22 protein-coding genes and 1 pseudogene are annotated in these 24,471 nt (G+C 63.3%); 12 read left to right on the forward strand and 11 right to left on the reverse strand.

Annotated elements, in window-relative coordinates; genetic code table 11:
* Nucleotides 1-42: 42 nt before the first annotated feature.
* Nucleotides 43-1,029 (reverse strand): hypothetical protein, encoded by a 987-nt coding sequence (locus LZK81_RS11655; protein ID WP_046607024.1) that lies wholly within the window; start codon nucleotides 1,027-1,029, stop codon nucleotides 43-45.
* Nucleotides 1,030-1,134: 105 nt separating this feature from the next.
* On the opposite strand from LZK81_RS11655, the gene LZK81_RS11660 reads away from it, so the two are divergent.
* Together LZK81_RS11660 and LZK81_RS11665 are read left to right on the forward strand one after the other, a co-directional pair.
* Nucleotides 1,135-1,713, forward strand: a complete 579-nt coding sequence (locus LZK81_RS11660) for a nitroreductase family protein (protein ID WP_233956397.1) — start codon at nucleotides 1,135-1,137, stop codon at nucleotides 1,711-1,713.
* An 8-nt stretch (nucleotides 1,714-1,721) separates the two neighbouring features.
* The gene (locus LZK81_RS11665) at nucleotides 1,722-2,342 is read left to right on the forward strand and encodes a flavin reductase family protein (protein ID WP_046607023.1); all 621 of its coding nucleotides are present in this window, start codon (nucleotides 1,722-1,724) and stop codon (nucleotides 2,340-2,342) included.
* Here the strand turns inward: LZK81_RS11665 and LZK81_RS11670 are convergent.
* Entirely contained in the window at nucleotides 2,332-2,988 is a 657-nt protein-coding gene (locus LZK81_RS11670; protein WP_233956399.1) for an aldolase/citrate lyase family protein, read from the reverse strand. The genes LZK81_RS11665 and LZK81_RS11670 overlap by 11 nt on opposite strands.
* A gap of 110 nt (nucleotides 2,989-3,098) precedes the next feature.
* Between LZK81_RS11670 and LZK81_RS11675 the strand changes: the two genes are divergently transcribed.
* Complete coding sequence (locus LZK81_RS11675; RefSeq protein ID WP_233956401.1) at nucleotides 3,099-4,226, forward strand: DUF2336 domain-containing protein; 1,128 nt, start codon at nucleotides 3,099-3,101, stop codon at nucleotides 4,224-4,226.
* A gap of 8 nt (nucleotides 4,227-4,234) precedes the next feature.
* Here the strand turns inward: LZK81_RS11675 and LZK81_RS11680 are convergent, their stop codons facing one another.
* On the reverse strand, nucleotides 4,235-4,678 hold the full coding sequence (locus tag LZK81_RS11680; protein ID WP_046607020.1) for a hypothetical protein: 444 nt from the start codon (nucleotides 4,676-4,678) through the stop codon (nucleotides 4,235-4,237).
* Between the two features lie 119 nt (nucleotides 4,679-4,797).
* On the opposite strand from LZK81_RS11680, the gene LZK81_RS11685 reads away from it, so the two are divergent.
* Complete coding sequence (locus tag LZK81_RS11685; RefSeq protein WP_046611789.1) at nucleotides 4,798-5,256, forward strand: GNAT family N-acetyltransferase; 459 nt, start codon at nucleotides 4,798-4,800, stop codon at nucleotides 5,254-5,256.
* Here LZK81_RS11685 and LZK81_RS11690 read toward each other — a convergent pair.
* Nucleotides 5,234-6,473: pseudogene (locus tag LZK81_RS11690) on the reverse strand (AI-2E family transporter). The gene LZK81_RS11685 and the pseudogene LZK81_RS11690 overlap by 23 nt on opposite strands.
* Before the next feature lie 233 nt (nucleotides 6,474-6,706).
* Here LZK81_RS11690 and LZK81_RS11695 point away from each other — a divergent pair.
* Nucleotides 6,707-9,256, forward strand: coding sequence for an HWE histidine kinase domain-containing protein (locus LZK81_RS11695; protein WP_233956403.1), 2,550 nt, complete (start codon nucleotides 6,707-6,709; stop codon nucleotides 9,254-9,256).
* A gap of 42 nt (nucleotides 9,257-9,298) precedes the next feature.
* Here LZK81_RS11695 and parE read toward each other — a convergent pair whose 3' ends face one another.
* Nucleotides 9,299-11,350 carry a DNA topoisomerase IV subunit B gene (gene parE, locus LZK81_RS11700; protein WP_046607017.1) on the reverse strand — a complete coding sequence of 684 codons (2,052 nt, stop codon included), beginning with the start codon at nucleotides 11,348-11,350 and terminating at the stop codon, nucleotides 9,299-9,301.
* A 195-nt stretch (nucleotides 11,351-11,545) separates the two neighbouring features.
* Here parE and LZK81_RS11705 point away from each other — a divergent pair, with 195 nt between their 5' ends.
* From LZK81_RS11705 to LZK81_RS11725, 5 genes are all read left to right on the forward strand, one after another.
* A complete protein-coding gene (locus LZK81_RS11705) occupies nucleotides 11,546-12,430 on the forward strand; it encodes an alpha/beta hydrolase (protein WP_233956405.1) in 885 nt (294 codons plus the stop codon).
* A 144-nt stretch (nucleotides 12,431-12,574) separates the two neighbouring features.
* Nucleotides 12,575-13,345 (forward strand): triose-phosphate isomerase, encoded by a 771-nt coding sequence (gene tpiA / locus LZK81_RS11710; protein WP_233956407.1) that lies wholly within the window; start codon nucleotides 12,575-12,577, stop codon nucleotides 13,343-13,345.
* A gap of 96 nt (nucleotides 13,346-13,441) precedes the next feature.
* A complete protein-coding gene (gene secG / locus LZK81_RS11715) occupies nucleotides 13,442-13,903 on the forward strand; it encodes a preprotein translocase subunit SecG (protein WP_233956408.1) in 462 nt (153 codons plus the stop codon).
* Between the two features lie 126 nt (nucleotides 13,904-14,029).
* Nucleotides 14,030-15,667, forward strand: a complete 1,638-nt coding sequence (locus LZK81_RS11720) for a CTP synthase (RefSeq protein WP_326491511.1) — start codon at nucleotides 14,030-14,032, stop codon at nucleotides 15,665-15,667.
* Between the two features lie 130 nt (nucleotides 15,668-15,797).
* Entirely contained in the window at nucleotides 15,798-16,568 is a 771-nt protein-coding gene (locus tag LZK81_RS11725) for an SDR family oxidoreductase (protein WP_233953399.1), read from the forward strand.
* 7 nt (nucleotides 16,569-16,575) lie between these two features.
* Here LZK81_RS11725 and LZK81_RS11730 read toward each other — a convergent pair whose 3' ends face one another.
* Nucleotides 16,576-17,667: a citrate synthase/methylcitrate synthase gene (locus tag LZK81_RS11730; protein WP_233953400.1), complete on the reverse strand. Its 1,092-nt coding sequence runs from the start codon at nucleotides 17,665-17,667 to the stop codon at nucleotides 16,576-16,578.
* A gap of 79 nt (nucleotides 17,668-17,746) precedes the next feature.
* On the opposite strand from LZK81_RS11730, the gene LZK81_RS11735 reads away from it, so the two are divergent.
* Both LZK81_RS11735 and LZK81_RS11740 read left to right on the forward strand, forming a co-directional pair.
* Nucleotides 17,747-18,889: a citrate synthase gene (locus LZK81_RS11735; RefSeq protein WP_233956532.1), complete on the forward strand. Its 1,143-nt coding sequence runs from the start codon at nucleotides 17,747-17,749 to the stop codon at nucleotides 18,887-18,889.
* Between the two features lie 113 nt (nucleotides 18,890-19,002).
* Complete coding sequence (locus LZK81_RS11740; protein WP_233953401.1) at nucleotides 19,003-19,407, forward strand: VOC family protein; 405 nt, start codon at nucleotides 19,003-19,005, stop codon at nucleotides 19,405-19,407.
* Between the two features lie 24 nt (nucleotides 19,408-19,431).
* Here LZK81_RS11740 and LZK81_RS11745 read toward each other — a convergent pair whose 3' ends face one another.
* The 5 genes from LZK81_RS11745 to trpD form a co-directional block, all read right to left on the reverse strand.
* On the reverse strand, nucleotides 19,432-20,865 hold the full coding sequence (locus LZK81_RS11745; RefSeq protein ID WP_233953402.1) for a cryptochrome/photolyase family protein: 1,434 nt from the start codon (nucleotides 20,863-20,865) through the stop codon (nucleotides 19,432-19,434).
* A gap of 63 nt (nucleotides 20,866-20,928) precedes the next feature.
* On the reverse strand, nucleotides 20,929-22,143 hold the full coding sequence (glp, locus tag LZK81_RS11750) for a gephyrin-like molybdotransferase Glp (protein WP_233953403.1): 1,215 nt from the start codon (nucleotides 22,141-22,143) through the stop codon (nucleotides 20,929-20,931).
* A gap of 3 nt (nucleotides 22,144-22,146) precedes the next feature.
* Nucleotides 22,147-22,626, reverse strand: coding sequence for a cyclic pyranopterin monophosphate synthase MoaC (gene moaC, locus LZK81_RS11755; protein ID WP_233953404.1), 480 nt, complete (start codon nucleotides 22,624-22,626; stop codon nucleotides 22,147-22,149).
* Nucleotides 22,626-23,441: an indole-3-glycerol phosphate synthase TrpC gene (gene trpC / locus LZK81_RS11760; RefSeq protein WP_233953405.1), complete on the reverse strand. Its 816-nt coding sequence runs from the start codon at nucleotides 23,439-23,441 to the stop codon at nucleotides 22,626-22,628. Before trpC ends, moaC begins: the two co-directional genes overlap by 1 nt.
* A gap of 4 nt (nucleotides 23,442-23,445) precedes the next feature.
* The gene (gene trpD / locus LZK81_RS11765) at nucleotides 23,446-24,462 is read right to left on the reverse strand and encodes an anthranilate phosphoribosyltransferase (protein WP_046626476.1); all 1,017 of its coding nucleotides are present in this window, start codon (nucleotides 24,460-24,462) and stop codon (nucleotides 23,446-23,448) included.
* Nucleotides 24,463-24,471: the final 9 nt, after the last annotated feature.

The raw sequence follows: 24,471 nt of genomic DNA on the forward strand, positions 1-24,471 counted from the left end.
AAAAAGGCCGTTGGCCGGTCTGAAGCGACCCGCCGAAATTGGCTAGTTCCGGTCGTTAGAAACCGCGCCGGCGACCTGGGGCGTTTCGCGCATCAGCACTTCGACCTCGGTATTGCGGCCGGCTTTGACGGTGAACGAGCGCTGATAGATCTTGGTCTTGTTGCGGGCGACAGCAAGATATTCGCCCTCTGACAGCACCATGGTCGAGAAAGCGCTGACGCTTTCGTTGACGATGTCACCGGCGGCGGTCAGGACGGACCATGCCGTATCCGCAATCGCTTCGCCGCCCGGCTGGGAGACCAGCTTGAGGGTGATCTGCGCCGCGCGATGCTGCAGCACTGCCTGGGTGAGCTTGCCGGCCTCCACCTGGATATCGGCCCGCACCACCGCGTTGACGCCGCCATATTCCGAAACGACATGATAGGTGCCGGCATTCAGCCGCACGACCGTATTCGGCTTCACGTCCGACATAACCAGCGCCCGGTCGCCGTTGTCGCGCACATCGGCCGAATAGACGGAAAAGCTCAGTTCCTTGGGCGGAATGCGCTGGTCGGTGCCGGCGACCGCATTCAGCACGAAACCGCCGGCATCGAGCACCAGCGTCTGTTTCGGCACGTTTCCGCTTTCGGGGACCTTCAGTTTCTTGGTAACGCCGGCGCGGCCGAAGGCGCAGTTGACGAAATAGTCGCCGGGGGCGAGCTGGAACGACGCGGAGCCGCCTTCGGAACTGGCCACCAGCGGCAATTTTCCATCTTCGCCAGCGATCGGGCTGAAGACGCGCCAAGTGAGGCCTTCCTGCATGGGCTGGCCGTCGGACGTCAGCTTGGCGTCGAACTGCACGTCCCTCGAGAGGGCGCCGGGCGGGCCGCCCGGCAGAGCCGAGAAGGCGTTGAGCTTGGGCATCTTCGCCGTGCTGTCCAGCGCGCGAAAATTCTTGAAGGCCTCTTCCTGGGCGAATGCGCTGAAAGCTGGGCCGAGAGCCATCGCTCCGGCGAGGAACCAGCGTGCCGCAAGGGAAGTGCCTGCCATCTGTTGTACCGGTTGACTCTTGTTTTCCGAGACGTCACTTGAAGACCAATGACAAGGCAATTTCAAGACCTTCCCGACCGCCAGCTCCAAATGAAAGCTTTGACCATGCAAATTGACGTTAAACTCATCGATTTTCTGCGCGACAGGCATTCCACGCCGGTCGCCCAGATCAAGGAGCCGGCTCCGTCGCAGGAAGAACTGCAGGCGATTCTCACCTTCGCAACCCGCATTCCGGATCATGGCAAGCTCGCGCCCTGGCGCGTCATCGTCTATCGCGGCGACGTGCGCAGAACGCTCGGCGAACAGTTTCTGGCCCTGTCGCTGAAGAAGACGCCCGACATGGCCGAGGCCGCCAGCCAGGCGGAGCTGACGCGCTTCACCCGTGCGCCGCTGGTCGTCGCCGTCGTCAGCACCGCGGCGCCGCATCCAAAGATCCCCGAATGGGAGCAGGTGCTTTCGGCCGGCGCCGTCTGCTTCAACATGCTGATGGCTGCCAGCGCGCATGGCTATGTCGCCAACTGGCGTACCGAATGGGTCGCCTATGACGACGAGGCGCTGGCGCTTCTCGGTGTGAAGCCGGGCGAAAAGGTCGCCGGTTTCATCCATATCGGCTCGAGCGATTTTGCGACGCCGGACCGCCCGCGGCCGGAATTGTCGCAGATCGTCACCTACGCAGGCGAATAGGGTTTTCGATGTTCTACACGACCGACACCAACCAGCATGGACTGAAGCACGATCCTTTCAAGGCGATCGTCGCGCCCCGCCCGATCGGCTGGATCGGCACGAAGGGCAGGGACGGGTCGATGAACCTGTCGCCCTATTCCTTCTTCAACGCCATTTCCGACAGCCCCAAACTGGTGATGTTTTCCTCCAGCGGCCGCAAGCACAGCCTGAAGAACGCCGAGGAAACCGGCGTCTTCACCGCAAGCCTCGCAAGCCGTCACCTGGCCGAGCAGATGAACGCCTCGTCGGAGGCGGTACCCTACGGCGTCAGCGAGTTCGAGGTGGCGGGGCTGACGGCCAAGATGGCGGAACTCATCGATGCGCCTTACGTCGCGGAAGCCTATACGGTACTGGAATGCCGCGTCACGCAGGTGATCCAGCCGGTCGGATTGGACGGCGAGCCGGCGGAAGCCTACATGGTTTTCGGCCAGGTGGTCGGCATCCATATCAGCGAGGAGATCCTGCGGGGCGGGCGGATCGACATGGGGCTTGCCCGGCCGATCGCGCGCATGGGTTATCGTGATTTCGCCGACGGCGGCGCGGACGTGTTCGAAATGACCCGGCCGGCCGGCGCCGAGCCTAAACGCTGAAAATCCGATTGACGATCGGAACTTGATCGGAGCTGCGGCAGAGCTTGCCGGAGAAGCCGTTCGCTCTTGCTCTTTCGCAGTCGGACAGAAGGATAGCCGCGTCCCCCGCGGGCGAGGCGGCGTCGACGGCCGCTATGCCTGCGGCGGCGGCGGTGAGCGCGATGGTCCCGGCCGCAAGACGTGCGGTATCGGAGGAGGGATCGTAGCCGCCTTCCCAGCCGAGGGCCGCCAGGCGATTGCTGCAGCGCGCGAAACTCGAAGCGGCAAGGATGCCGGCGGCATCGGCAAGCGCGACGATCTGCGTCTTGCCCGGCGCCAGCCCTGCGCGGATTTCCGCCACGCGCAAAGCCATGTCGAGCCTCTGGACTTCGGCCCCGCTGCGGGCGCCCGGAAGCACGACCGAGGCGGCCCCATATCGGATGGCGAGATCGATGGCGGCCTCCGTCCGTGCCGAAGACAAAGCCGGGAGGAGGAACGCCAACTCCGCGGCCGGCGCCAAGTCGGCCCATGCCCGGCAGAAATCCCCAACCGCATTCCGCGACTCAGGGACGTCCGTAAGATCGAGCACGACCACATCCGCGCCCGCCGAATGGACGGTTGCAGCCTTTGCGGAGGGGTCGACGATAAACCAGGACCGTATTTTCAAGGACTTCGCCATAGTTAAGGAACGTGGTGAACCAATCTTAAACTTTTTGGCACTAGCTTGACGGATCAAGCCAGCCAGATCCGAACTGGCATGTGTAGTCGAGGCCGAGTGTGATCGTACAGGCATTTCTTCGTTGGGCAGAAACGGCAAGGACGGCTGAGAGGGCGAAGGCGGCCAATGCTCTCGGCCGGGCTTATCTCCATTCGCCCATGGGCGGTGAGCAGCATCGCGCCGCGGGCCTTGCCATGACCTATCTCCTCGACGATCCATCGCCGCACGTGCGCCTGGCGCTCGCGGAGGCTCTGGCGGACTCTCCCAATGCGCCGCGGGCCGTCATCATGTGCCTTGCCGAAGACCAACCGGAGATCGCCTGCACGGTCATCGCCTGTTCGCCCGTACTTACCGAAAACGACCTCGTCGATCTTGCCGGGCGCAGCGACAGCCTCACCCGCGGAATGATCGCCGCAAGGCCGAACCTTTCGCGCGGGGTTGCAGCCGCGATCGCCGAGATCGGCGACGAATGCGAGGTCACCATCCTGCTGGAAAACCAGACCGCCTCGATCACCCGGGTTTCGCTCAGGCGGATCGCCGAGCGGTTCGGGCATTGCTGCGAAATCCGCAACCTGCTGCTGGAACGCGACGCACTGCCTGCGGATGCCCGCCACATGCTCGTCAACCACATTACCGCAGCACTTGCCGGCTCCGGACTGGTGCGGACCAGCATGGCGCCGGCGCGGATCGAGCACATGACCCGCGAGGCAGGCGAGGCTGCGGCCGTCGCCATTGCCGGCACCGTGCTGCAGGCAGAAATCCCGGGCCTGGTCGAACATTTGCGCACGGCCGGACGGCTGACGCCCGCCTTTCTCATCCATGCGCTCTGCAGCGGCAAGGTCGATTTCTTCGCGGGCGCGATGGTGTCGCTTTCCGGGCTCGACGACCGCCGCGTGCGGGCAATCCTTGCGACCGGCCGTATGCATGCGGTCCGGGCGCTCTTCGAAGCCTCGGGCCTCGGACGCGATATCGCCGCCGTCTTCGTCGAAGCGGTCTTCCTCTGGCGCAAGGCGGCGGCAACCGGCACACTCGACAATATCGCCGGCCTGCTGCTCGAACAGTTCCAGCGGCCGGACATGCAGCTTTCGCCGGTCTCCGACCTCCTCGACATGATCGAGAAACTGCATCGGCTGGAAGTCCGGCTCAGCGCACGGTCCTACGCAAACGGAGTGTCGCTGGCGGCGTAACCGCCGGCTTAGCGCTGGAATTTCTTGGCGACCCAGGAATAGCCGTTCTCGACCAGCCGCACCGGACTGGTCATCAGCGTTTTCACCCCTTCGGTGGTCGGCAGCACGGTCTTGACCCGCTGGATGGCACGCCCCGCAAGCGTTTCCTTCTCCTGCTGCGTCACCGGTTCCTGAGCAAGCGTCGCGGCCGGCTGTCCGGCTGGTGCGGGCGGCGGCGTCTCGGGTCGAGCCCGCGGCACCGGCGCATTGGCGATTTCGGCGGCTTCCGGCTTCTGGCAAACGGCGATAAGCATCGGATAGGGCTGGTTGGCATAACCGGACAGCTGCTGTTCCGATACGGAATTGCACAATTCGATGCTCGGCCAGCGGTTTTCAGCGGTGGCAATATAGTGGCAGTCCGTTCCGGCGTCGTTGCAGCCGAGAATGGTCATGACAATCAGTGCGGAATTCATGTCGTCCCCTGGAATGTGGTGGATGACTTAGATCGGACAATCTTGACCCGACCAAGGCAGGTTTCGCAGGCATGCCGCATCCGCTAAGTCATGCTCTTGCAAAGCTCCGGGAGGCAGAAATGACCGTCACGATTGCGATCGAACCGCCGCGCCAGGCGGGCGTGCTGAAGCTTCTTGAACTCTCCGACGCCTATGCGGCCTCGCTCTATCCCTCTGAGAGCAATCACATGGTGGACGTCGCGACACTCGAAGGTCCCGGCGTTTCCTTCTTCGTGGCGCGCACTGGAGACACGGTTTTGGGCTGCGGCGCGCTGGTCGAGGCGGGTGACGGCACCGGGGAGATCAAACGGATGTTCATCGACGAGGCGGCGCGAGGGCTGAAACTCGGCAGGCGACTGATGGATGCGATCCTGGAACGGGGCGGCGAGCTTCAGCTGTCGGCGATCCGGCTGGAGACGGGCATCCATCAACCGCAGGCGATCGGGCTTTATCGCGCCTACGGCTTTTCAGAGATCGGACCATTCTCGAACTACCGGCCAGATCCGCTCAGCATCTTCATGGAGAAGAGACTTTCCTGACCACGGGAAGATCGGGCGGAAGGTCCGGGGACACCGCCGGCCCTTTGGCCAGGTCGGCCGATTCGACCTCGGTCACATCGGCCATTTTCACTTCCCGGATCCATTCGCGCCAGATCGAGACCAGCAGCGCCATCAAGACAGGGCCGATGAACAGGCCGAGGAAGCCCATGGTGCTGACGCCACCGACGAGGCCGAAAAATGTCGGCAGGAAAGGAAGCTTGATCGGGCCGCCGACCAGGCGGGGCCGAAGCGTCTTGTCGACGATGAAGAGTTCGACCGTGCCCCAGATGAAAAGACCGCCGCCGGCGACATAGGCGCCGTTGGCAACCAGATAAAACGAGATCAGCGAGAAAGACAGCGGCGCGCCACCGGGGATGAGTGCCATCAGGCCGGTCAATACGCCGAGGGTGACGGGCGAGGGAACGCCGGCGATCCAGTAGGCGATGCCGAGCACGATACCTTCGCCGATCGCAATCAGCGTCTGGCCGGTTACGGTGGAGCTGATCGTTCTTGGAACGATGCGCGAGATGCGCTCCCAGCGGGTCGGCAGGATGCGCTCGCCGAGAAGGTCGATCTGCTCGCTGAAGGAGCCTCCGTCGCGATAGACGAAGAACAGCGCAATCAGCATGAAGAGCAGCGTCAGCGCCAGATGGAAGGCGCCATCGCCCGCCGCCACGATGGCGCGGTAGATATTGCCGATATTGGCGCCCGAGACGATCTGGATCAGTTCGCCGACCGCACCGGGCGAGCCGACATGCTGGACCCACTGGATGCCGAGCCATTCGCCGACCCAGGGAAGGCCGGTGATCCAGGCGGGCGGCGGGCGCGCCAAAACGGTTCACTTCGGCAGCCCACATGATCCACTGGCGCACTTCGCCGATCGTGTAGGAGATTGCAATGCCGATCGGCACGATGAGGAAGGTCAGGATGAAGACGATGGAAAGCGAGGCGCCGATGGTGGTGTTGCCGCCGATGCGGCGCAGCAGCTCCCGATAGAGCGGCCAGCTTGCAAAGCCGATTACCAGGGCGGCCAGAACCGGAACCAGGAAGCCGTGGAAGAAATAGATGCCGGCGGCCGCGACAAGCACCAGAAGCCAGCGAGCAGCGGAGATCGGTGGGATGAGCGCGACCCTGCTCGGTGCGACTGGCCCAAGCCAGCGCGGCTCCTTCGGGCCCCTGCGATCGTTATTTCCGCTCACCGAATTTCCTTTTTTCATTTTCACCATCATATGGCTTATGAGGTTCACTGGTACAAGACTAATGCGTCATCCATTAAAAGGAAGCTTACTCCTTGCCCTAGACGGCAGATGCGATAGAAATATGAAATCACCTTCCGGCAGAGCCGGAAGTAGGATGCAAACCTTCTTGATGAAGTTTTCCTAACCTTAAGGATGCCGAAGCGTCTGCTGTCCCCATTGTATTGGCCGGACTGTCTTCAGGGACTTGTAACATGCCTCACAGGGATGCGGTCGACCTTAGCAATTGCGACCGAGAGCCGATCCATATCCCCGGCAGCATTCAACCGCATGGATGTCTTATCGCTTGCGACGCAGCTGGCGCGGAGATCGTGCAACACTCCGCCAATGTGGCGGACATGCTTTCGATCACCGGAGACATCAACGGCCGGCGGCTGGAGGAGATCGTTGGCGGGGAGGCGGCGCACACATTGCGCAATGCGCTCGCCACGTCCGACAACCCGGCGAGGCCGGCGCTTCGGCATGGTCTCAGGTTTGCCTCGGGGGCCGCTTTCGACGTCGCGATCCATCGTTTCGAATCGAAGGTGATCCTGGAATTCGAGCCGGCATCGATCGATTCCGACCAGCCGCTCGAAGTGGCGCGCATGCTGATCAGCCGCATCCGCAACGTCGCCAGCCTCGACCGGCTGATCGAAAGCTCGGCGCGGCTGATCTATGCCATGCTCGGCTACGACCGGGTGATGATCTATCGTTTCGAGGAGGACGGTGCCGGAAAAGTCGTCAGCGAATACAAGAGGCGCGATCTCGAAAGCTTCAAGGGCCAGTATTTCCCGGCGGGTGACATCCCGAAACAGGCACGCGCGCTTTACGTCAGGAACACCGTCCGGGTGATTTCCGACGCCAGCAACCCGCGCATCCCGATCGTGCCGGAAACCGACGAGACAGGCGAGGCGCTCGATCTGTCCTTCGCGCACCTGCGCAGCGTTTCGCCCGTCCATTGCGAATATCTGCGCAACATGGGCGTCGCCGCATCGATGTCGATCTCGGTCGTGGTGGACAACGAGCTCTGGGGCCTGATCGCCTGCCACCATTATTCTCCGAAAGTGCTCTCGATGCCGCAGCGGGTGGCGGCGGAAACCTTCGGTGAATTCTTCTCGCTGCATCTGAGCGCATTGAAACAGCGGCAGCTCATGGAGACCGCGGGACAGGCGAGACGGTCGCTCGACCGTTTCCTGCAGGCGGCCTCCCACCATGCGGACATCACCGGCCTGCTGCGCAGTTCGCTTGCAGAATTCAGCCAGATGCTGACCTGCGATGGCGTCGGCCTGTTGCTCGACGGCGTATGGACCGGTGAAGGGGCCGTGCCGCCGCAGAGCCTGATAGCAGAGCTCGCCGAACTTGTCGGCGGTGCCGCGGGCGGCAGGATCTGGTCGAGTTTTCAGCTCTCGGTGGATCTGCCGGGGCTGCCCGTTTCTCCGGACACGATATGCGGCCTGCTGGCCATTCCGCTCTCGCAGAGGCCGCGTGACTACCTGTTTTTCTTCCGCCGCGAAATGGTGCAGACGCTCGACTGGGCGGGTAATCCTGAAAAGTCCTACAAAACGGGGCCGCTCGGAGATCGACTGACGCCCCGCAAGAGTTTCGCCATCTGGAAGGAGATGGTGCATCAGCAGGCCCAGCCCTGGAGCGACGCCGACCGCGAGATCGCCGACGCGATCCGCGCAGTGCTTGTCGAGGTGGTCCTGCATCACAACGAGTTGCTGGCCGACGAACGCGGCAAGGCGGACGTGCGTCAGCGGATGCTGAACGAGGAGCTCAACCACCGGGTCAAGAACATCCTTGCGGTGATCAAGGCGCTGGTCGGACACTCGGTCGACGCCGAGGTCAGCCTCAAGGATTATGTCGCCTCGCTCAAGGGACGCATCCAGGCGCTTGCCTTCGCCCATGATCAGGTCGTGCGCGGCGGCGACGGCGGCGTACTGTCCGATCTTCTGGAAGCGGAGCTGAAGCCCTACAGGGAGGGAACGCGCAACGTCACACTCAAGGGTCCGCGCATATGGCTCGACAGCCGCGCCTTTTCGGTGATGGCGCTGGTCTTGCACGAGATGTCGACCAATGCGGCAAAATACGGTTCGCTCTCCGTCAATGGCGGACGGCTGGATGTCGAGTGGCGACGGCTTGCCAACCACGAGTGCGAGCTCGTCTGGACCGAAAACGGCGGGCCGCCGGTAAGCCTCCCGTCACGAGCCGGATTTGGCAGCGTCCTGATCACCCGCAGCGTGCCTTACGAGCTGGAGGGCGAGGCGAAGATCGAATATCCGCCCGAGGGGGTGAGGGCGCGCTTCGTGGTGCCGTCGAAACACATCCACGGCGATGAGGAGCTGGCGGAAGTCGAATCCGAGGAGAGCAGCAGCACTGTCAGCGATGACACGGCTATGCCGCGGCTTCAGGATCTCGAATTCCTGCTGGTGGAGGACCAGATGCTGATCGCCGCGGACGTGGAAGCGATGCTTGCCGAGCATGGCATCGACAAGGTGACGACGACGCCCTCTGTCGCCGACGCGTTCCGCAAGCTCAAGGAGTTCAGGTTCGACGTCGCGATCCTCGACGTCAATCTCGGCTCCGGCACATCGCTGCCGATCGCCGAGGAACTGATCCGCCTGGACATTCCGTTCATTTTCGCGACCGGCTACAGCGACAAGTCGATCATCCCGGCAAGCTTTTCGGCGCCTGTCGTCCTCAAGCCCTATGAGGCGGCCGCGTTGATCGGCGCCGTTACCAAGGTGCTCGTCGAACGGAGCTGACTTTCATGACCAAGCCGGAGGTATCCGAGCCGGAAAACCGGCTCAGATATCGAGGTTTTCGGCAAACGCCGCGCGCTCCTGGATGAAGCGGAAGCGGGCATCCGCCTTGGTGCCCATCAGATTGTCGACGGCTTCGCGGGTGCCTTCGAAATCCACGTCGTCGATCGAGATGCGCAGCAGCGTGCGATGGGCAGGATCCATCGTGGTTTCCTTCAGCTGCGCCGCCATCATTTCGCCAAGGCCTTTGAAGCGGCCGATCTCGACCTTCTTGCCCTTGAACATCGTTTCCATCAACTCCGCCCGATGGGCATCGTCGCGGGCGTAAACGGTCTTGCCGCCCTGGCGCAGGACGTAGAGCGGCGGCACCGCCAGATAGAGATGGTTGCCGCGGATCAGCTCGGGCATTTCCTGGTAGAAGAAGGTGATCAGCAGCGAAGCAATATGGGCGCCGTCGACGTCGGCATCGGTCATGATGATGATGCGCTCGTAACGAAGGTCTTCCTCGCGGTATTTGGTGCGCGTGCCGCAGCCGAGCGCCTGGATGAGATCGGCGATCTGCTGGTTGGCTGACAGTTTTTCGCGGCTGGCGCTGCCGACGTTGAGGATCTTGCCACGCAGGGGCAGGATCGCCTGGTTGGCGCGGTTGCGGCCCTGCTTGGCGGAGCCACCTGCCGAGTCCCCTTCGACGATGAAGAGTTCGGCACCCTCGGCGGTGTTCTGCGAGCAGTCGGCGAGCTTGCCGGGCAGGCGCAGCTTGCGTACCGCCGTCTTGCGGTTGACTTCCTTTTCCTTGCGGCGGCGCAGCCGCTCCTCGGCGCGTTCGATTACCCATTCGAGGAGCTTTGCAGCCTCGGCCGGATTGCCGGCAAGATAGTGGTCGAAGGGATCGCGCAGGATGTTTTCGACGAGGCGCTGGGCTTCGACGGTCGCGAGCTTGTCCTTGGTCTGGCCGACAAATTCCGGCTCACGGATGAAGACCGAAAGCATGCCGACCGCCGAGATCATCACGTCGTCGGTGGTGATTTCCTTCGCGCGCTTGTTCTGGGTCAGGTCCGCATAGTTCTTGAGGCCCTTGGTGAGCGCGATGCGCAGACCGGCTTCATGGGTGCCGCCTTCGGGCGTCGGGATGGTGTTGCAGTAGGAATGCAGTTCGGGATCGCCGCCATACCAGGTGATCGCCCATTCCATCGCGCCATGGCCGCCGGTCTTCTCGGTGCGGCCGGCGAAGATTTCGCGGGTGACGGTGAAATCCTTGCCGAGCGTGGCGGAGAGATAATCCTTGAGGCCGCCGGGGAAGTGGAAGACGGCCTTTTCCGGAATGTCGCCGCCGGCGGGCACCATTCCGGGATCGCAGCTCCAGCGGATTTCGACGCCGCCGAACAGATAGGCCTTGGAGCGCGCCATGCGGAAGATACGGCCGGCATCGAATTTCGCGTGGTCGCCGAAGATCTGCGGATCGGGATGGAAGCGCACCCTGGTGCCGCGGCGGTTATGGACGTCGCCGAGTTCCTCCAGGCCGCCCTGCGGCACGCCGCGCGAAAAGCGCTGTCGGTAGAGTTTTCGATTGCGGGCGACTTCCACCTCGAGAAGATCGGACAGGGCATTGACGACGGAAACGCCGACGCCGTGCAGACCACCGGATGTCTCATAGGCCTTGCCGTCGAACTTACCGCCCGCATGCAGCTTGGTCATGATGACTTCGAGCGTCGATTTGCCCGGAACCTGGGGGTGGTTCTCGACGGGGATGCCGCGGCCGTTGTCGGTGACCGTCAGGAAACCCTCGGCATCGAGATGGACGTCGATGAAGTCCGCATGGCCGGCAACCGCTTCGTCCATCGAATTGTCGATGACTTCGGCGAAGAGGTGGTGCATCGCCTTTTCGTCGGTGCCGCCGATATACATGCCGGGGCGCATGCGCACCGGCTCCAGGCCCTCGAGCACACGGATCGAGGAGGCGCCGTAATCGTCGCCGGACAATGTCGTCGGCGCCGGACGTGGTGTCGAGGGCTCCGCCTTGAGGGCAGGCGCGGGTTCGACGGCGACCGCCTTGGCTGTCACCGGCAAATCGGCAAAAAGGTCGTTATTGTCATCCATTGGCTGCGTCGGTACTACCTGTCGGGGTGCGGAAGAGGAAGCCATACCCATCTCGTGCTGTTTCGAATCACTCGCGATTCTGCCAGAAACCCGGCTTTTTCGCGATGCCGCATGGAAACGGTCGTTTTTCACCAATGCTGCGCCGATCGGGCCATGGCAAGCTTGCGAGGCTGAAGGAACCGGATGAAACAAAGCATGTCCACAGTTCATTTCGTTTTCGGCACGGTTCTTGCTCTTCTGTCAACTCTTGCCACTGTGCGGGCAGAAGCGCAGGAAGGGCCGATAAAGCCTTTCAAGGACGAGCTGTTTTCGCAGATGACGGTGCAGCAATCCTCGGACGGCGGCGCCTACGAGGTAATAGACTACCAGGAAATGCGCGACATCAACGGCCGCGACCGCGAGCCGGCGCGGCGCGTCAAGGACGAGTATGTTTCCCTGGGCGTCAGGCGCTATCAGCAGAACGAGACGCTGAACCTTTCCGGGCGCCGGCTCGATGTCACCAGGGTGGGACAGCCGGACGGCGCCGCCTTCACGGTGATCTTCATCCACGGACGCGGCGGCGACCGTCGGCTCGGCGTCAACGACTATACGTTCGGCGGCAATTTCAACCGCCTGAAGAACCTCGTCACCGGCAATGGCGGCACCTATTATTCGCCGAGCGTCACCTCGTTCGACGACCAAGGGGTTGCCGATATCGCGGCGCTGATCCGCTACGCCTCCGATCAGTCGTCGGGACGGCCGGTGATCCTCGCCTGCGCGTCGATGGGCGGCTTCATCTGCCAGGGCATCAGCCGCGACGCACAGGCCGTGCGGTATCTGAAGGGCGTGGCACTGCTCGGCGGCCCGCCGGACCCGGAATTGCCGAAATCGCCTCTGGCAAAGCGCAGGCTGCCCATTTATTTCGCGCATGGCGGCAGCGACAGCGTCTACAAGTTCGAGGATCAGGAAGCGGTCTATCGCAAGCTGAAGGCCGCGCGCTACCCGACCCGGTTCACGCTGTTTGCAAGCGGCAGCCACGGCACGCCGATCCGGATGGTCGATTGGAGGAAGGTCCTGAATTTTCTGCTGACCGGCCACTGAAAGACCGCTCGTTAACCAAGGTCCTGAACCAAAACCTGTCTTTTGCATACCAATTCACGCAGGATATGTCTAAAACCAGTTTCCCGAATAGACGGAGGCCTCGGTTTTGCTGGTCGGAACCGAACGGAGAGGAATTATTTGCCTATGACGCCTGATGTGCGCCCGCTCGTTGCCGGAAACTGGAAGATGAACGGCACCCGCGAGTTCCTGACCGAAATCAAGACGATTGCCGATGGTGTGATAGGACCGTTGTCGGAAAAGGTCGATACGCTGATCTGCCCGCCGGCGACGCTGCTCTATGTCGCAACCGCCCTGGCGACCGACAGTCCGCTTGAAATCGGCGGCCAGGATTGCCACCAGAACATGTGCGGCGCCCATACCGGCGATATTTCCGCGGAGATGATCGCCGACTGCTTCGGCACCTATGTGATCGTCGGGCATTCCGAACGCCGCGCCGACCATGCCGAAACCGATCATCTGGTCCGCGCCAAGGCGGAGGCGGCCTATGCCGCCGACCTGACGGCGATCATCTGCATCGGCGAAACCGGCGACGAACGCGACGCATACCAGACCCTCGATATCCTGAAACGCCAGATTTTCGGCTCGCTGCCCCTGTCGGCAAACGCCGCCAACACTGTCGTCGCCTATGAACCGATCTGGGCGATCGGCACCGGACTGACGCCGACCGTCAAGGATATCGAAATCGCCCATGCCTTCATGCGGGCAGAACTTATTCAGCGGTTCGGCGACGAAGGCAGACAGATGCGCATTCTCTATGGCGGTTCGGTCAAGCCGGGCAATGCCAGGGAGTTGATGGGCGTCGAGAATGTCGACGGCGCACTGATCGGCGGCGCGAGCTTGAAAGCCGAGGACTTTCTCGCCATCTATCGGGTCTATGAGGGACTGACGGCCTAAAGCTTTTTGATAAGGGCTTGGAATGCACGCGAGCCTCATGTAAAGAGCCGCCAATCTTCTTCTATTGCCTCGTCGAGGGGCAGGGATCTTTAATTCATGCAGACCGTTCTGATCGTTATTCATCTCATGATCGTGCTGGCGCTCGTCGGCGTAGTGCTGATCCAGCGCTCCGAAGGCGGCGGGCTCGGCATCGGCGGCGGCTCCGGCTTCATGTCGGCACGCGGCACCGCCAATGCGCTGACCCGCACGACCGCCATCCTCGCGACGCTGTTCTTCATCACCTCGCTGGCACTCGGCATCCTGGCGCGGTACGAATCCCGCCCGAGCGACATCCTGAACCGCATCCCGCAGAGCCAGCAGGGCACCGGCGGCGGCATTCTCGACCAGCTCGGCCCGGCGCCTGCGCCCGCTCCGGCAGGCAACGGCGTTCCGTCCGGCTCCGGCGCATCCGCTCCGTCAGCCCCGGCAACCGGCGCTGCGCCTGCAACGCAGGCTCCTGCGGCGCCCGCGACCGGTTCGGCTCCGGCCGCACCGACGGGTGTTCCGACCGGCCAATAAGGCTCGGTCAACGTTTCAAGCTCCGGCAGGCCAAAAGCCTGCCGGTTTTATTTTGTGAAGATTCCACAGCCGTTTTTATAAAGCAGACGATTTGGGCTGGCGGAATCACCAATGAAAAGGTATCCGGTGAATCCCATGGCGCGATATGTATTCATAACTGGCGGCGTGGTTTCTTCCCTCGGAAAAGGAATTGCGGCCGCGGCACTCGGAGCTTTGTTACAAGCACGAGGTTACCGGGTTCGGCTGAGGAAGCTCGATCCTTATCTCAACGTCGACCCGGGCACGATGAGCCCGACGCAGCACGGCGAGGTATTCGTCACCGACGACGGGGCGGAAACCGACCTCGATCTCGGTCATTACGAGCGCTTTACGGGGCGTTCGGCGACGAAGACCGACAACATCACCACGGGTCGCATCTACAAGAACATCATCGACAAGGAACGCCGCGGCGACTATCTCGGCGCGACCGTCCAGGTGATCCCGCACGTTACCAACGAGATCAAGGATTTCGTCACCGAAGGCAATGACGACTACGATTTCGTCATCTGCGAGATCGGCGGTACGGTCGGCGACATCGAGGCGATGCCGTTCATGGAAGCGATCCGCCAGCTCGGTAACGACCTGCCGCGCGGCACTGCGATCTATGTCCACCTGACGCTGATGCCGTTCATTCCGGCGGCCGGCGAACTCAAGACCAAGCCGACCCAGCATTCCGTCAAGGAACTGCAGGCGATGGGGATCGCACCGGATATCCTGCTGGTGCGCGCCGACCGCGAAATTCCGGAGGCCGAACGCCGCAAGCTTTCGCTGTTCTGCAACGTGCGGGCCTCCGCCGTGATCCAGGCGCTTGACGTCGCCAATATCTACGACGTGCCGATGGCCTACCACAAGGAAGGCCTCGATAACGAGGTGCTCGCCGCCTTCGGCATCGAACCGGCCCCCAAGCCGCGCCTCGACGCCTGGGAGGAGGTCTGCAACCGCATCCGCACCCCGGAAGGCGAAGTGACGATCGCGATCGTCGGCAAGTACACGGGCCTCAAGGACGCCTACAAGTCGCTGATCGAGGCGCTGCATCACGGCGGCATCGCCAACCACGTCAAGGTCAACCTCGAGTGGATCGAGTCGGAGATCTTCGAAAAGGAGGATCCGGCGCCGTGGCTTGAGAAGGTTCACGGTATTCTGGTACCGGGCGGCTTCGGCGAGCGCGGTTCGCAGGGCAAGATCAATGCGGCCCGTTTCGCGCGCGAACGCAAGGTGCCGTATTTCGGCATCTGCTTCGGCATGCAGATGGCCGTCATCGAGGCGGCCCGCAATCTCGCCGGCATCGAGAAGGCGTCGTCGACGGAATTCGGCCCCTCCAGGGAGCCGGTGGTCGGCCTGATGACCGAATGGGTGAAGGGCAACGAGCTCGAAGTCCGCTCGGCGGCCGGCGACCTCGGCGGCACGATGCGCCTCGGCGCCTACAAGGCGGCGCTCAAGAAGGACACCAAGATCGCCGAGATCTACGGTTCGACCGATATTTCCGAGCGGCACCGTCACCGTTACGAGGTGAATATCGACTACAAGGACCGGCTGGAAAGCTGTGGCCTGGTCTTCTCGGGCATGTCGCCGGACGGCGTATTGCCTGAAACGATCGAATATCCGGACCATCCGTGGTTCATCGGCGTCCAATACCATCCGGAGCTGAAGAGCCGGCCGCTCGATCCGCATCCGCTGTTTGCGAGCTTCGTCGAAGCGGCGCTGGAACAAAGCCGCCTCGTTTGAGGATATGAGACAAAAGGCAGGATCCCGCATCCTGCCTTTTTGCCATCAGGCGGAGATTTTCGCTCTGGCGGCACTGCCGCGACATCCCCTATGCTCGCCGGAATTGCTCTTTTCATTTCAGCGGTGCGATATGGGTATTTTCGACAGATTTTCTCTTAACGGACGCGTGGCGCTGGTGACAGGCAGCGGCCGAGGGCTTGGCCTGCAGATGGCGACGGCTCTGGCGGAGGCCGGCGCGCATGTCGTGGTCAGCGGCCGCTCGAGCGAGATGCTCGAACAGGCAGTGGCTTCCATCACCGGTGCGGGCGGCAAGGCGAGTGCTGCTGCCTTCGACGTCGCAGATCTCGATGCCGGACGCGAGACGATCGCCAGGCTTCATGCAGATCATGGCCGGCTGGATATCCTGATCAACAATGTCGGCGCCCGTGACCGGCGCCCGTTTGCAGCATTCAGCGATGCCGAAATCCTGAACCTGATCCAGACCGACCTGCTCTCGGCAATCGCGCTGTCGCGCAATGCCGCTGATATCATGAAGGCTCAGGGCCATGGCCGTCTCATCTCGATCACGTCGATCATCGGCAGCATGGCCCGTCCCGGCGACGCCATCTATCCTATCGCCAAACAGGGCCTGACCGGCTTGGTCCGAAGCCTTGCGGCCGAATACGGCCCGTTCGGCGTCACCAGCAATGCGATTGCGCCGGGAATGTTCGCCACAGAGACCAATGCGGGGATTTCCGCGGATCCCGACATGATCGCATTCATGCGCCAGCGCGTGCCGCTGCAGCGCTGGGGCCAGCCCGAAGAGATCGCCGGCGCCGCATTGTTCCTGGCAAGCGACGCCGGCTCCTTCGTCAACGGCCATGTGCTGACCGTCGACGGCGGCATGTCCATCCAAATGTGATCGCCAGTCACGCCGCCTGGGGCAGGGGGCCGACATAGACCGAGCGGGGCCGGATCAGCCGGCCTTCCAGCGCCTGTTCGCGGGCATGGGCGATCCAGCCGACCGTGCGGCCGATGGCAAAGACGCCGGTGAAGGCAGCCCGCGGAAATTTCAGCGCATCGAGCAGCAGGGCCGTGTAGAACTCGACATTGACGTCGAGCGGCCGGTCCGGCTTACGCTCCCTAAGAACGGCGAGTGCCGCCTGCTCGACGGCTTCGGCGAGCCGGATGCGGTCCGGGTCCACCTGTCCGGTCATGACCAAGGGACGCAATGCACCTTGCAGCGCATCGGCGCGGGGATCGCGGACGCGGTAGATACGGTGGCCGAACCCCATCAGACGCTCGCGGCGATCGACCGCCTGACCGAGCCAGGTCCTGGCATTGTCCTCGCTGCCGATCGCATCCAGCATGTCGAGCACCGGTCCCGGCGCACCACCATGCAACGGTCCCTTGAGCGCGCTGATGGCAGCCAGCACCGATGAAGTGAGGCCTGCCCCGGTCGAGGCGACGACGCGCGAGGCGAAGGTCGAGGCATTCAGTCCGTGATCCGCAATCGTCACCAGATAGGCGTCCAGCGCTGCGATCTGTTCACGCGTCGGCAGGCTGGCGTTCAGCATGGCGAGGATATCGGCGGACTGGGAAAGCGACGGGCTGGGCGCCACCGGCGTTTCTCCCTTCTGGAGCCTCAGCACGCCCGGCAGGAAGACGGCGGGAGCGGCCAGCAGTCGGAGCGTCGTTTCGAAATCTTCGCCGTCCGGCAACCGCGCGATCAGGGCGCGCATGGCATCGACTGGCGGCAGGTTCAGAAGCGCGGCATCTGCCCCGCGCACATGCGCAAAAACTTCGGCGCGGGCCTGACCGAGGCGCGCCTTGAGATCGGCCGCCGTGACGGAACGCTCCAGGAAACCATCCAGGAGCAGCGCTGCAGCGTCTTCATAGGTCGCGCGCTCGACGAGCAGGTCGAGAGATACGCCGCGAATGACGAGGCGGCCCGCTTCTCCGTCCACGTCCGAAAGCCGGGTTTCGGCGGCGATGACATCTTCAAGTCCGTTGTTTTTCATGGGTGTTTCTCCTTTACGTGAAGGATGATCGGACCTAGTCTTATTGACGTCAATCTTGATGCAATCGATCAATATGAACATGCTCTGGATCACCGCCGAAGAAGCGCTCTCCCGCCTCGGGACCAAACCGCAGACGCTTTATGCCAATGTCAGCCGCGGCCGCATCCGCGCGAAGCCGGATCCAGCCGATCCGCGCCGCAGCCTCTATCAGGCCGACGACGTCAAGCGCCTTTCGGAACGGCATGCGGGGCGGCGACAATCGGCGGCGGTGGCAGCGGACGCGATCCGCTGGGGCGATCCGGTCCTGCCGACGACAATCTCGACGATTTCCAACGAGCGGCTTTTCTATCGCGGCCGCGATGCTGTCGAGCTGTGCGAACATGCGAGGCTGGAAGAGGTCGCCGCACTTCTCTGGGATACGGAAAACGTTCTGGTTACGGCGGGCAGGGCAGGGCATAGCGGCTCCCCCCGCATGGCTGCGGCCTTTGCCGGGCTTGCCTGCCGCGTTATGATCGACCTGCCGGCTCTGCGGCGGAAACCCTTCATCCTGCGCGCCGAAGCAGCCGACGTGCTATCGACAATTGCCACGGCGCTTGCGCCTTGGCCGGAACCGCTGCCCCTGCATGAGCGGCTGGCGCTCGGCTGGCAGCGTCCCGATGCGGCCGAACCGATCCGCAGGGCACTGGTGCTGGCGGCCGAACATGAACTCAACGTTTCCGCCTTCGCGGCGCGCGTAACGGCGTCGTCGGGTGCCGCACTCTCCGCTGCGACGCTTTCGGGCCTTGCGACGCTGACGGGTCCGCGGCATGGCGGCGCCTGGACCAGCGTACCGGTGCTCGCGGAAAAGGCGGCGTCCGTCGGCGTGCGGGAGGCGATCCGCAGCATGTTATCCTCGGAAGGCGTCGTCAGGCCCTTCGGCCACCGGCTCTATCCGCATGGCGATCCGCGGGCACGGGCGCTGATGGCGAGTTTCGAGGCGCCGCCGCTCTACGCCTCACTTGCCGAGGCCGGGGAGGAACTGCTCGGCGAGCCGATCAACATCGATTTCGCACTGGCATCGCTTGCCGCGACCTTCCAGCTTCCGGAAGACGCACCGCTCGTGATCTTTGCGCTTTCGCGCACCGCCGGCTGGCTGGCGCATGCCATGGAGCAGGTCGAGAGCGGACACCTGATCCGGCCACGGGCGCGTTATGCGGGCCCCGGTAGCGAATCCGGTGCATAGCGTCCGTTAAAGGCCGGAGGCCTCCACGGCTGACATGACACCATCACAATAACTCCTTTATCCTGACGGGGAATCACGGGTGAACATGGACGATGTTGGGTAGTAATTTCAGCTTGAGTTTGAGCCTGTTCGTGGCACAGGGGCGCGAGCGCGACACGGCCGAGTTCTACAAGAACGTCTTCGGCGCCACGGAAACGAATTCCTATGAAATGCTGCGCCTCACGATGATCGAGCTGCAGCTCGGACCGATCGGCATCGTCGTCTGCGGATCGGATCCGGAACGGGAGGCCGCGCCTTCCTATCAGGGGCCTTACCATCCGAAAAACGACGGTGCCGTCAGCACGATCTTCCAGCTGACGGTGCCGGATGTCGAAAGCGTCGTCGAGGCGGCGTTCCAATTCGGCGGCATGATGCGTGACAGGATCCAGACGGACATGGACGGCCGGCAGGTGGCCTCGATCTTCGATCCTGCAGGCCATGTATGGGTGTTGACCGAACAGGAACCGGAAGAGGAATAGTCTCGCCTTGGCCGTTCGGCTCGATCAACGGATGTCGCGATAGGCAGCCAGTGCCCGGTCGCGGGCAAAAGCGTGATCGACGATCGGCTTCGGATAGGTCTTTCCGAGCTCGATGCCCGCCTTTTCCAGGACATGCTCTGGCGCTTCGAAAGGCTTGTGGACGTATTTGCGATCCAGTCTTGCCAATTCCGGTAGATATTCCCGGACGTAATCGCCATCCGGGTCGAATTTCTCGCCCTGCAGGACGGGGTTGAAGATCCGGAAAAACGGCGAGGCATCGGCGCCGGAACCCGCCACCCATTGCCAGCTGGCCGAATTGTTCGCCGGGTCGGCATCGACCAGCGTGTCGCGAAACCATCTTTCGCCCTTGCGCCAGTCGATCATCAGGTCCTTAATCAGGAAGGACGCGGTGATCATGCGGACGCGATTGTGCATGAAACCGGTGCGCCAGAGCTGGCGCATGCCGGCATCGACGATCGGATAGCCGGTCATGCCCATCGTCCAGGCGTGAAACTCCCCCGGGTCGTATCCCCATTTGAAGCGGTCGAACCTGTCGTCCCAGTTCCTGTCGTGAAGTTCGGGGAATTCGGTCAGCAGATTGTAGCAGAAGTCCCGCCAGGCGAGCTCGCGGCGGAAATGGGCAACATCCTCCGACGCCTTGGAGGGCAGGCCCCGGACGGCGTGCCAGATGCGAGCTGGCGAGACTTCGCCATGCGCCAGGTGTGGCGAGAGGAGGGACGTGGCATCGATCGACGGCAGATCGCGGCCGCGCTTGTAGTCGTGCAGCTCGCGATCGACGAAATCGCGCAGTTTCTCCTGTGCTCCTGCTTCACCCGGTACCCACATCTTTCCAAACTCCGCGGCCCAATCGGGTTTCGTCGGCAGCAAGGCCCAGTGATCGAGGTTTTCGGACGGCGGCAGGTGCTGGGGCGAGAGGATTTTCGTTGGCGTGTCGATGGGCTCGTGCGGCTCGCCCGCCTTCTGGAGCGCATTCCAGAATGGCGTAAACACCTTGAAGGCGTTTCCCGTACCGGTGCGGATGGATTTCGGCTCGTGCAGGAGCTGGCCGTGGAAGGCGCGGATAGCGATGTCGTGCTTTTTCAGCTCAATGGCGATGCCCCGGTCGAACAGCGTCCGCTCATAGGCGCGGTTGACGAAGACGGTTTTTGCATCGGCCTTGCGGGCGAGATCGGCGAGCACGTCCTCCGCCTTGCCGGAGATGAGGATGAGGTCACTGCCCAGAGACCTCAGCGATTCCTTGAGTGCTGCCAGCGAGTGGTGCAGCCACCAGGCCTGTGCGGCACCGAGCGGCCCGACGTTCAGGTGTGCCGGCTCGCGGATATAGACCGGGATGACCGGGCCTCCGGCCTCGATCGCAGCGTGCAGTGCCGGGTTGTCGTCGAGACGCAGATCCTTGCGGAACCAGAGGATGGCGGGGGCCGGCTTTTCAAGAGACACGGTCTTCTCCGTTCAGGGCATGGCTGCCCCAAGGTACGGATTTCGAAAAGGATCGGATCACCGTCAGGGGCGGATCAGCAGGATCGGGCAGGGGGCGCCGGCCGGCAGTTCCGGCGCGTGCGCCGGGCGGATGATGAGGCCGTCGGAATGGGCGAAGATCTTCATCATCGACGAGTCCTGCTTCTCGAACGCCTCGGCGACCAGATTGCCGTCGCGGTCCCTCGTCAACCTGGCGCGCAGATAATCCTGGCGCTGGTCGTTGGCTGCAAGCCTGTGTGCCATGATACCCTGCACCTCGCGGCGCCTTTCCGGCAGGCGAGCGAGCTTGCGGATCAGGGGTTCAAGGAAGAGCATGCTGGTGACAAGGCTTGCGACCGGATTGCCCGGCAGGCCGAGAACCTGCATTTCGCCGAGCGCGCCGACCATCAGCGGCTTGCCCGGCCGCATGGCGATGCGCCAGAAATCCAGTTCCATGCCGGATGCCTTCAGCGTCGATTGTACCAGATCATGATCGCCGACCGAGGCTCCACCAAGGGTCACCAGCACGTCGGCCTCGGCCGCACGGGCCTTGTCGATGGCTGCGGCGATATCTTCAGGCCGGTCGCGGACGATGCCGAGATCGAGGACCTCGCCGCCATTGTCGCGCACCAGGGCCGAAACGCCGAAGGTGTTGGAGGCGATGATCTGCGCTCTTCCGGGTGTGTCGCCGGGCGGAACAAGCTCGTCGCCGGTTGCCAGGATTGCCACGCGCGGACGACGGTAGACGGGAAGCGCCGCATGGTTCATTGCGGCGGCGACCGTCAGGTGCGAGAAGTCGAGCACCGCGCCAGACGGCAGGACCGCTTCGCCCTCGGCAAAATCCTGGCCGCGGGGGCGGACATGCCGGCCCTTCACCACTTCGAACTTGGTGCGAATCCGGTCGCCCTCGAGCTTTTCGGCATCTTCCTGGATGAGGATGGAGTCGGCGCCGTCCGGTACCGGGGCGCCGGTGAAGATGCGCGCAGTCTCGCCCTTGCCAACCGTGCCTTCGAAGGCGTGGCCGGCGGCGGCGGTACCGATCACGGTCAGTTCGGCCCCGATCGCCGGTGCGTCGGAAGCCTTGAGCGCATAGCCATCCATGGCAGACGCGTCGAAGGGAGGCTGGGTGAGGCGGGCAACGAGGTCCGTCGCAAGGACTCGGCCGTTCGCTTCGCCAAGAGCGACCGTCTCCACCGTGCCGATCGGATTGGCCTTGCCGAGCAGGCGGTTCTTCGCTTCGGAAACGGGCAGCAGCGCCATTTCTCAGTCCTCCGCGCGGTAGGTTCCGGATTTGCCCCCGGTCTTTTCGAGAAGGCGAATGCCGCCGATCTCCATGGCCCGGTCGACGGCCTTCGCCATGTCGTAGATCGTCAGGCAGGCGACCGAGGCGGCCGTCAGCGCTTCCATCTCGACGCCGGTCTTGCCGGTGAGTTTTGCGGTCGCGGTCACCCGCAGGCCCGGAAGGGTCTCGTCCTCGGTAATGTCCACGACCACCTTGGTGAGCATCAGCGGATGGCAGAGCGGAATGAGGTCGGAAGTCTTCTTGGCGGCCATGATGCCGGCCAGCCGCGCCGTGCCGATCACGTCGCCCTTCTTGGCATTGCCCTCGCGGATCGTCGCCAGCGTTTCCGGCAACATGCGGACATAACCTTCGGCGGTCGCCGAGCGGGTGGTCTCGGCCTTGTCGCCGACATCGACCATATGCGCCTCGCCGGAAGCGCCGATATGGGTGAGGCCGGTCATTATTCTGCCGCCTGGGCCGCAGCCTCGCCGGTCAAAAGAAGGCGGGTGGCGGCGGCCACATCGTCCTTGCGCATCAGGCTCTCTCCGACGAGGAAGGTGTTGATGCCGACCTTTTTCAGGCGCTGGCAGTCCTCGTTTGTAAAGATGCCGCTTTCGCCGACGAGCAGCCGGTCGGTCGGCACCATCGGCGCCAGCCGCTCGCTCGTTTCGAGGTTGAGCTCGAAGGTACGCAGATTGCGGTTATTGATGCCGATCAGCGGCGAGGGGAGTTTCAGCGCCCGCTCGGTTTCTTGCTCGTCGTGCACCTCGATCAGCGCGTCCATGCCGAGTTCGGCCGTAACATCGTAGAGCTCGCGCGCTTCGTCGTCGGAAAGCGAAGCCATGATCAGCAGGATGCAATCGGCGCCCCAGGCGCGCGCCTCGTGGATCTGGTAGGTCTCGAACATGAAATCCTTGCGCAGCGCCGGCAGCGAACAGGCGTTGCGGGCGGCGGTCAGGAATTCCGGCGCGCCCTGGAAGCTTGGCGCATCGGTAAGGACGGAGAGGCAAGTGGCGCCACCGGCTTCGTAGGCTGCTGCAAGCGAAGGCGGGTCGAAATCCAGGCGGATGAGGCCCTTGGACGGACTTGCCTTCTTGATCTCGGCGATCAGGCCGAAGCCACCGGTATCCTGCCTCGCCTTCAGCGCGCGATGAAAGCCGCGCGGGGAGGGCTGGTCCGCAGCGCGGGCCTTCAGCTCCGCAAGCGGTACGCTCGCCTTGGCAGCGGCGATCTCTTCGCGCTTGTAGGCTTCGATCTTCTTGAGGATATCCGTCATGGCCTCAATCCTTTTCGTTCGAGACGGCAACCAGGCGGTCGAGAGCTGCCGCCGCTTCGCCGCCATCCAGCGAACGGGTGGCAAGCCTCATGCCGTCGGCGATTGTCTCCGCCTTGCCGGCGACGACCAGCGCGGCAGCCGCATTGCAGAGCGAAATATCGCGATAGGCATTTTTGGCACCGCCGAGCACGCTCCGCAAGGCAGCGGCATTGTGAACACCATCGCCGCCCTTGAGCTCGTCGAGCGTTGCGGGCTGGACACCGAAATCCATCGGCGTCAGCTCGAAGGAGCGGATCTTGCCGTCTTCCAGAGCCGTCACCTGGGTAACGCCCGTGGTGGTGATCTCGTCCATGCCGTCGCCGTGGACGATCCAGACCGTCTCCGAACCGAGATCGCGCAGGACCTCGGCGATAGGCCCCAGCCATTTCGGCGCGAAGACGCCGAGAAGCTGGCGTTTGGCGCCGGCGGGGTTTGAAAGCGGGCCGAGCAGATTGAAGATCGTACGCGTGCCGAGCTCGACGCGGCTCGGACCCACATGGCGCATCGCCGCGTGATGCATCGAGGCGAACATGAAGCCGATACCGGCCTGGCTGATGCAGCGCGAGATCAGGTCCGGCCCAATGTCCAGGTTGACGCCCAGGACGCCAAGCGTATCGGCCGTGCCGGATTTCGAGCTCTGCGCCCGGTTGCCGTGCTTGGCGACCGGAACGCCACAGCCGGCGACGATCAGCGAGGCGAGGGTGGAGATGTTATAGGTGCCGAGGCCATCGCCGCCGGTACCGACGATGTCGATGGCATCGGCAGGGCCGGAGACGGGCAGCATCTTCGATCGCATGGTTTCGACCGCGCCGGTGATCTCGGCAACCGTCTCGCCGCGCACGCGCAGCGCCATCAGGAAGCCGCCGATCTGCGACGGCGTCGCTTCGCCGGACATCAGGATGTCGAAAGCGCCTCGCGCCTCTTCGTGACTGAGGCTCTCGCCATTGGCAACCTTGGCAAGCAGGGGTTTCAGCTCAGGCATGGTCGGCCG

The organism is Neorhizobium galegae (assembly GCF_021391675.1).
GTDB lineage: Bacteria > Pseudomonadota > Alphaproteobacteria > Rhizobiales > Rhizobiaceae > Neorhizobium > Neorhizobium galegae_B.

Coding starts and splice junctions, on each gene's coding strand:
- LZK81_RS11660 (WP_233956397.1), top strand. CDS start 1,135: ATGCAAATTGACGTTAAACTCATCGATTTTCTGCGCGACAGGCATTCC.
- LZK81_RS11665 (WP_046607023.1), top strand. CDS start 1,722: ATGTTCTACACGACCGACACCAACCAGCATGGACTGAAGCACGATCCT.
- LZK81_RS11725 (WP_233953399.1), top strand. CDS start 15,798: ATGGGTATTTTCGACAGATTTTCTCTTAACGGACGCGTGGCGCTGGTG.
- LZK81_RS11680 (WP_046607020.1), bottom strand. CDS start 4,678: ATGAATTCCGCACTGATTGTCATGACCATTCTCGGCTGCAACGACGCC.
- moaC (WP_233953404.1), bottom strand. CDS start 22,626: ATGACCGGCCTCACCCATATCGGCGCTTCCGGCGAGGCGCATATGGTC.
- LZK81_RS11730 (WP_233953400.1), bottom strand. CDS start 17,667: ATGAAAAACAACGGACTTGAAGATGTCATCGCCGCCGAAACCCGGCTT.
- trpD (WP_046626476.1), bottom strand. CDS start 24,462: ATGCCTGAGCTGAAACCCCTGCTTGCCAAGGTTGCCAATGGCGAGAGC.
- LZK81_RS11655 (WP_046607024.1), bottom strand. CDS start 1,029: ATGGCAGGCACTTCCCTTGCGGCACGCTGGTTCCTCGCCGGAGCGATG.
- secG (WP_233956408.1), top strand. CDS start 13,442: ATGCAGACCGTTCTGATCGTTATTCATCTCATGATCGTGCTGGCGCTC.
- LZK81_RS11705 (WP_233956405.1), top strand. CDS start 11,546: ATGTCCACAGTTCATTTCGTTTTCGGCACGGTTCTTGCTCTTCTGTCA.
- trpC (WP_233953405.1), bottom strand. CDS start 23,441: ATGACGGATATCCTCAAGAAGATCGAAGCCTACAAGCGCGAAGAGATC.
- parE (WP_046607017.1), bottom strand. CDS start 11,350: ATGGATGACAATAACGACCTTTTTGCCGATTTGCCGGTGACAGCCAAG.
- glp (WP_233953403.1), bottom strand. CDS start 22,143: ATGGCGCTGCTGCCCGTTTCCGAAGCGAAGAACCGCCTGCTCGGCAAG.
- LZK81_RS11685 (WP_046611789.1), top strand. CDS start 4,798: ATGACCGTCACGATTGCGATCGAACCGCCGCGCCAGGCGGGCGTGCTG.
- LZK81_RS11695 (WP_233956403.1), top strand. CDS start 6,707: ATGCCTCACAGGGATGCGGTCGACCTTAGCAATTGCGACCGAGAGCCG.
- tpiA (WP_233956407.1), top strand. CDS start 12,575: ATGACGCCTGATGTGCGCCCGCTCGTTGCCGGAAACTGGAAGATGAAC.
- LZK81_RS11735 (WP_233956532.1), top strand. CDS start 17,747: ATGCTCTGGATCACCGCCGAAGAAGCGCTCTCCCGCCTCGGGACCAAA.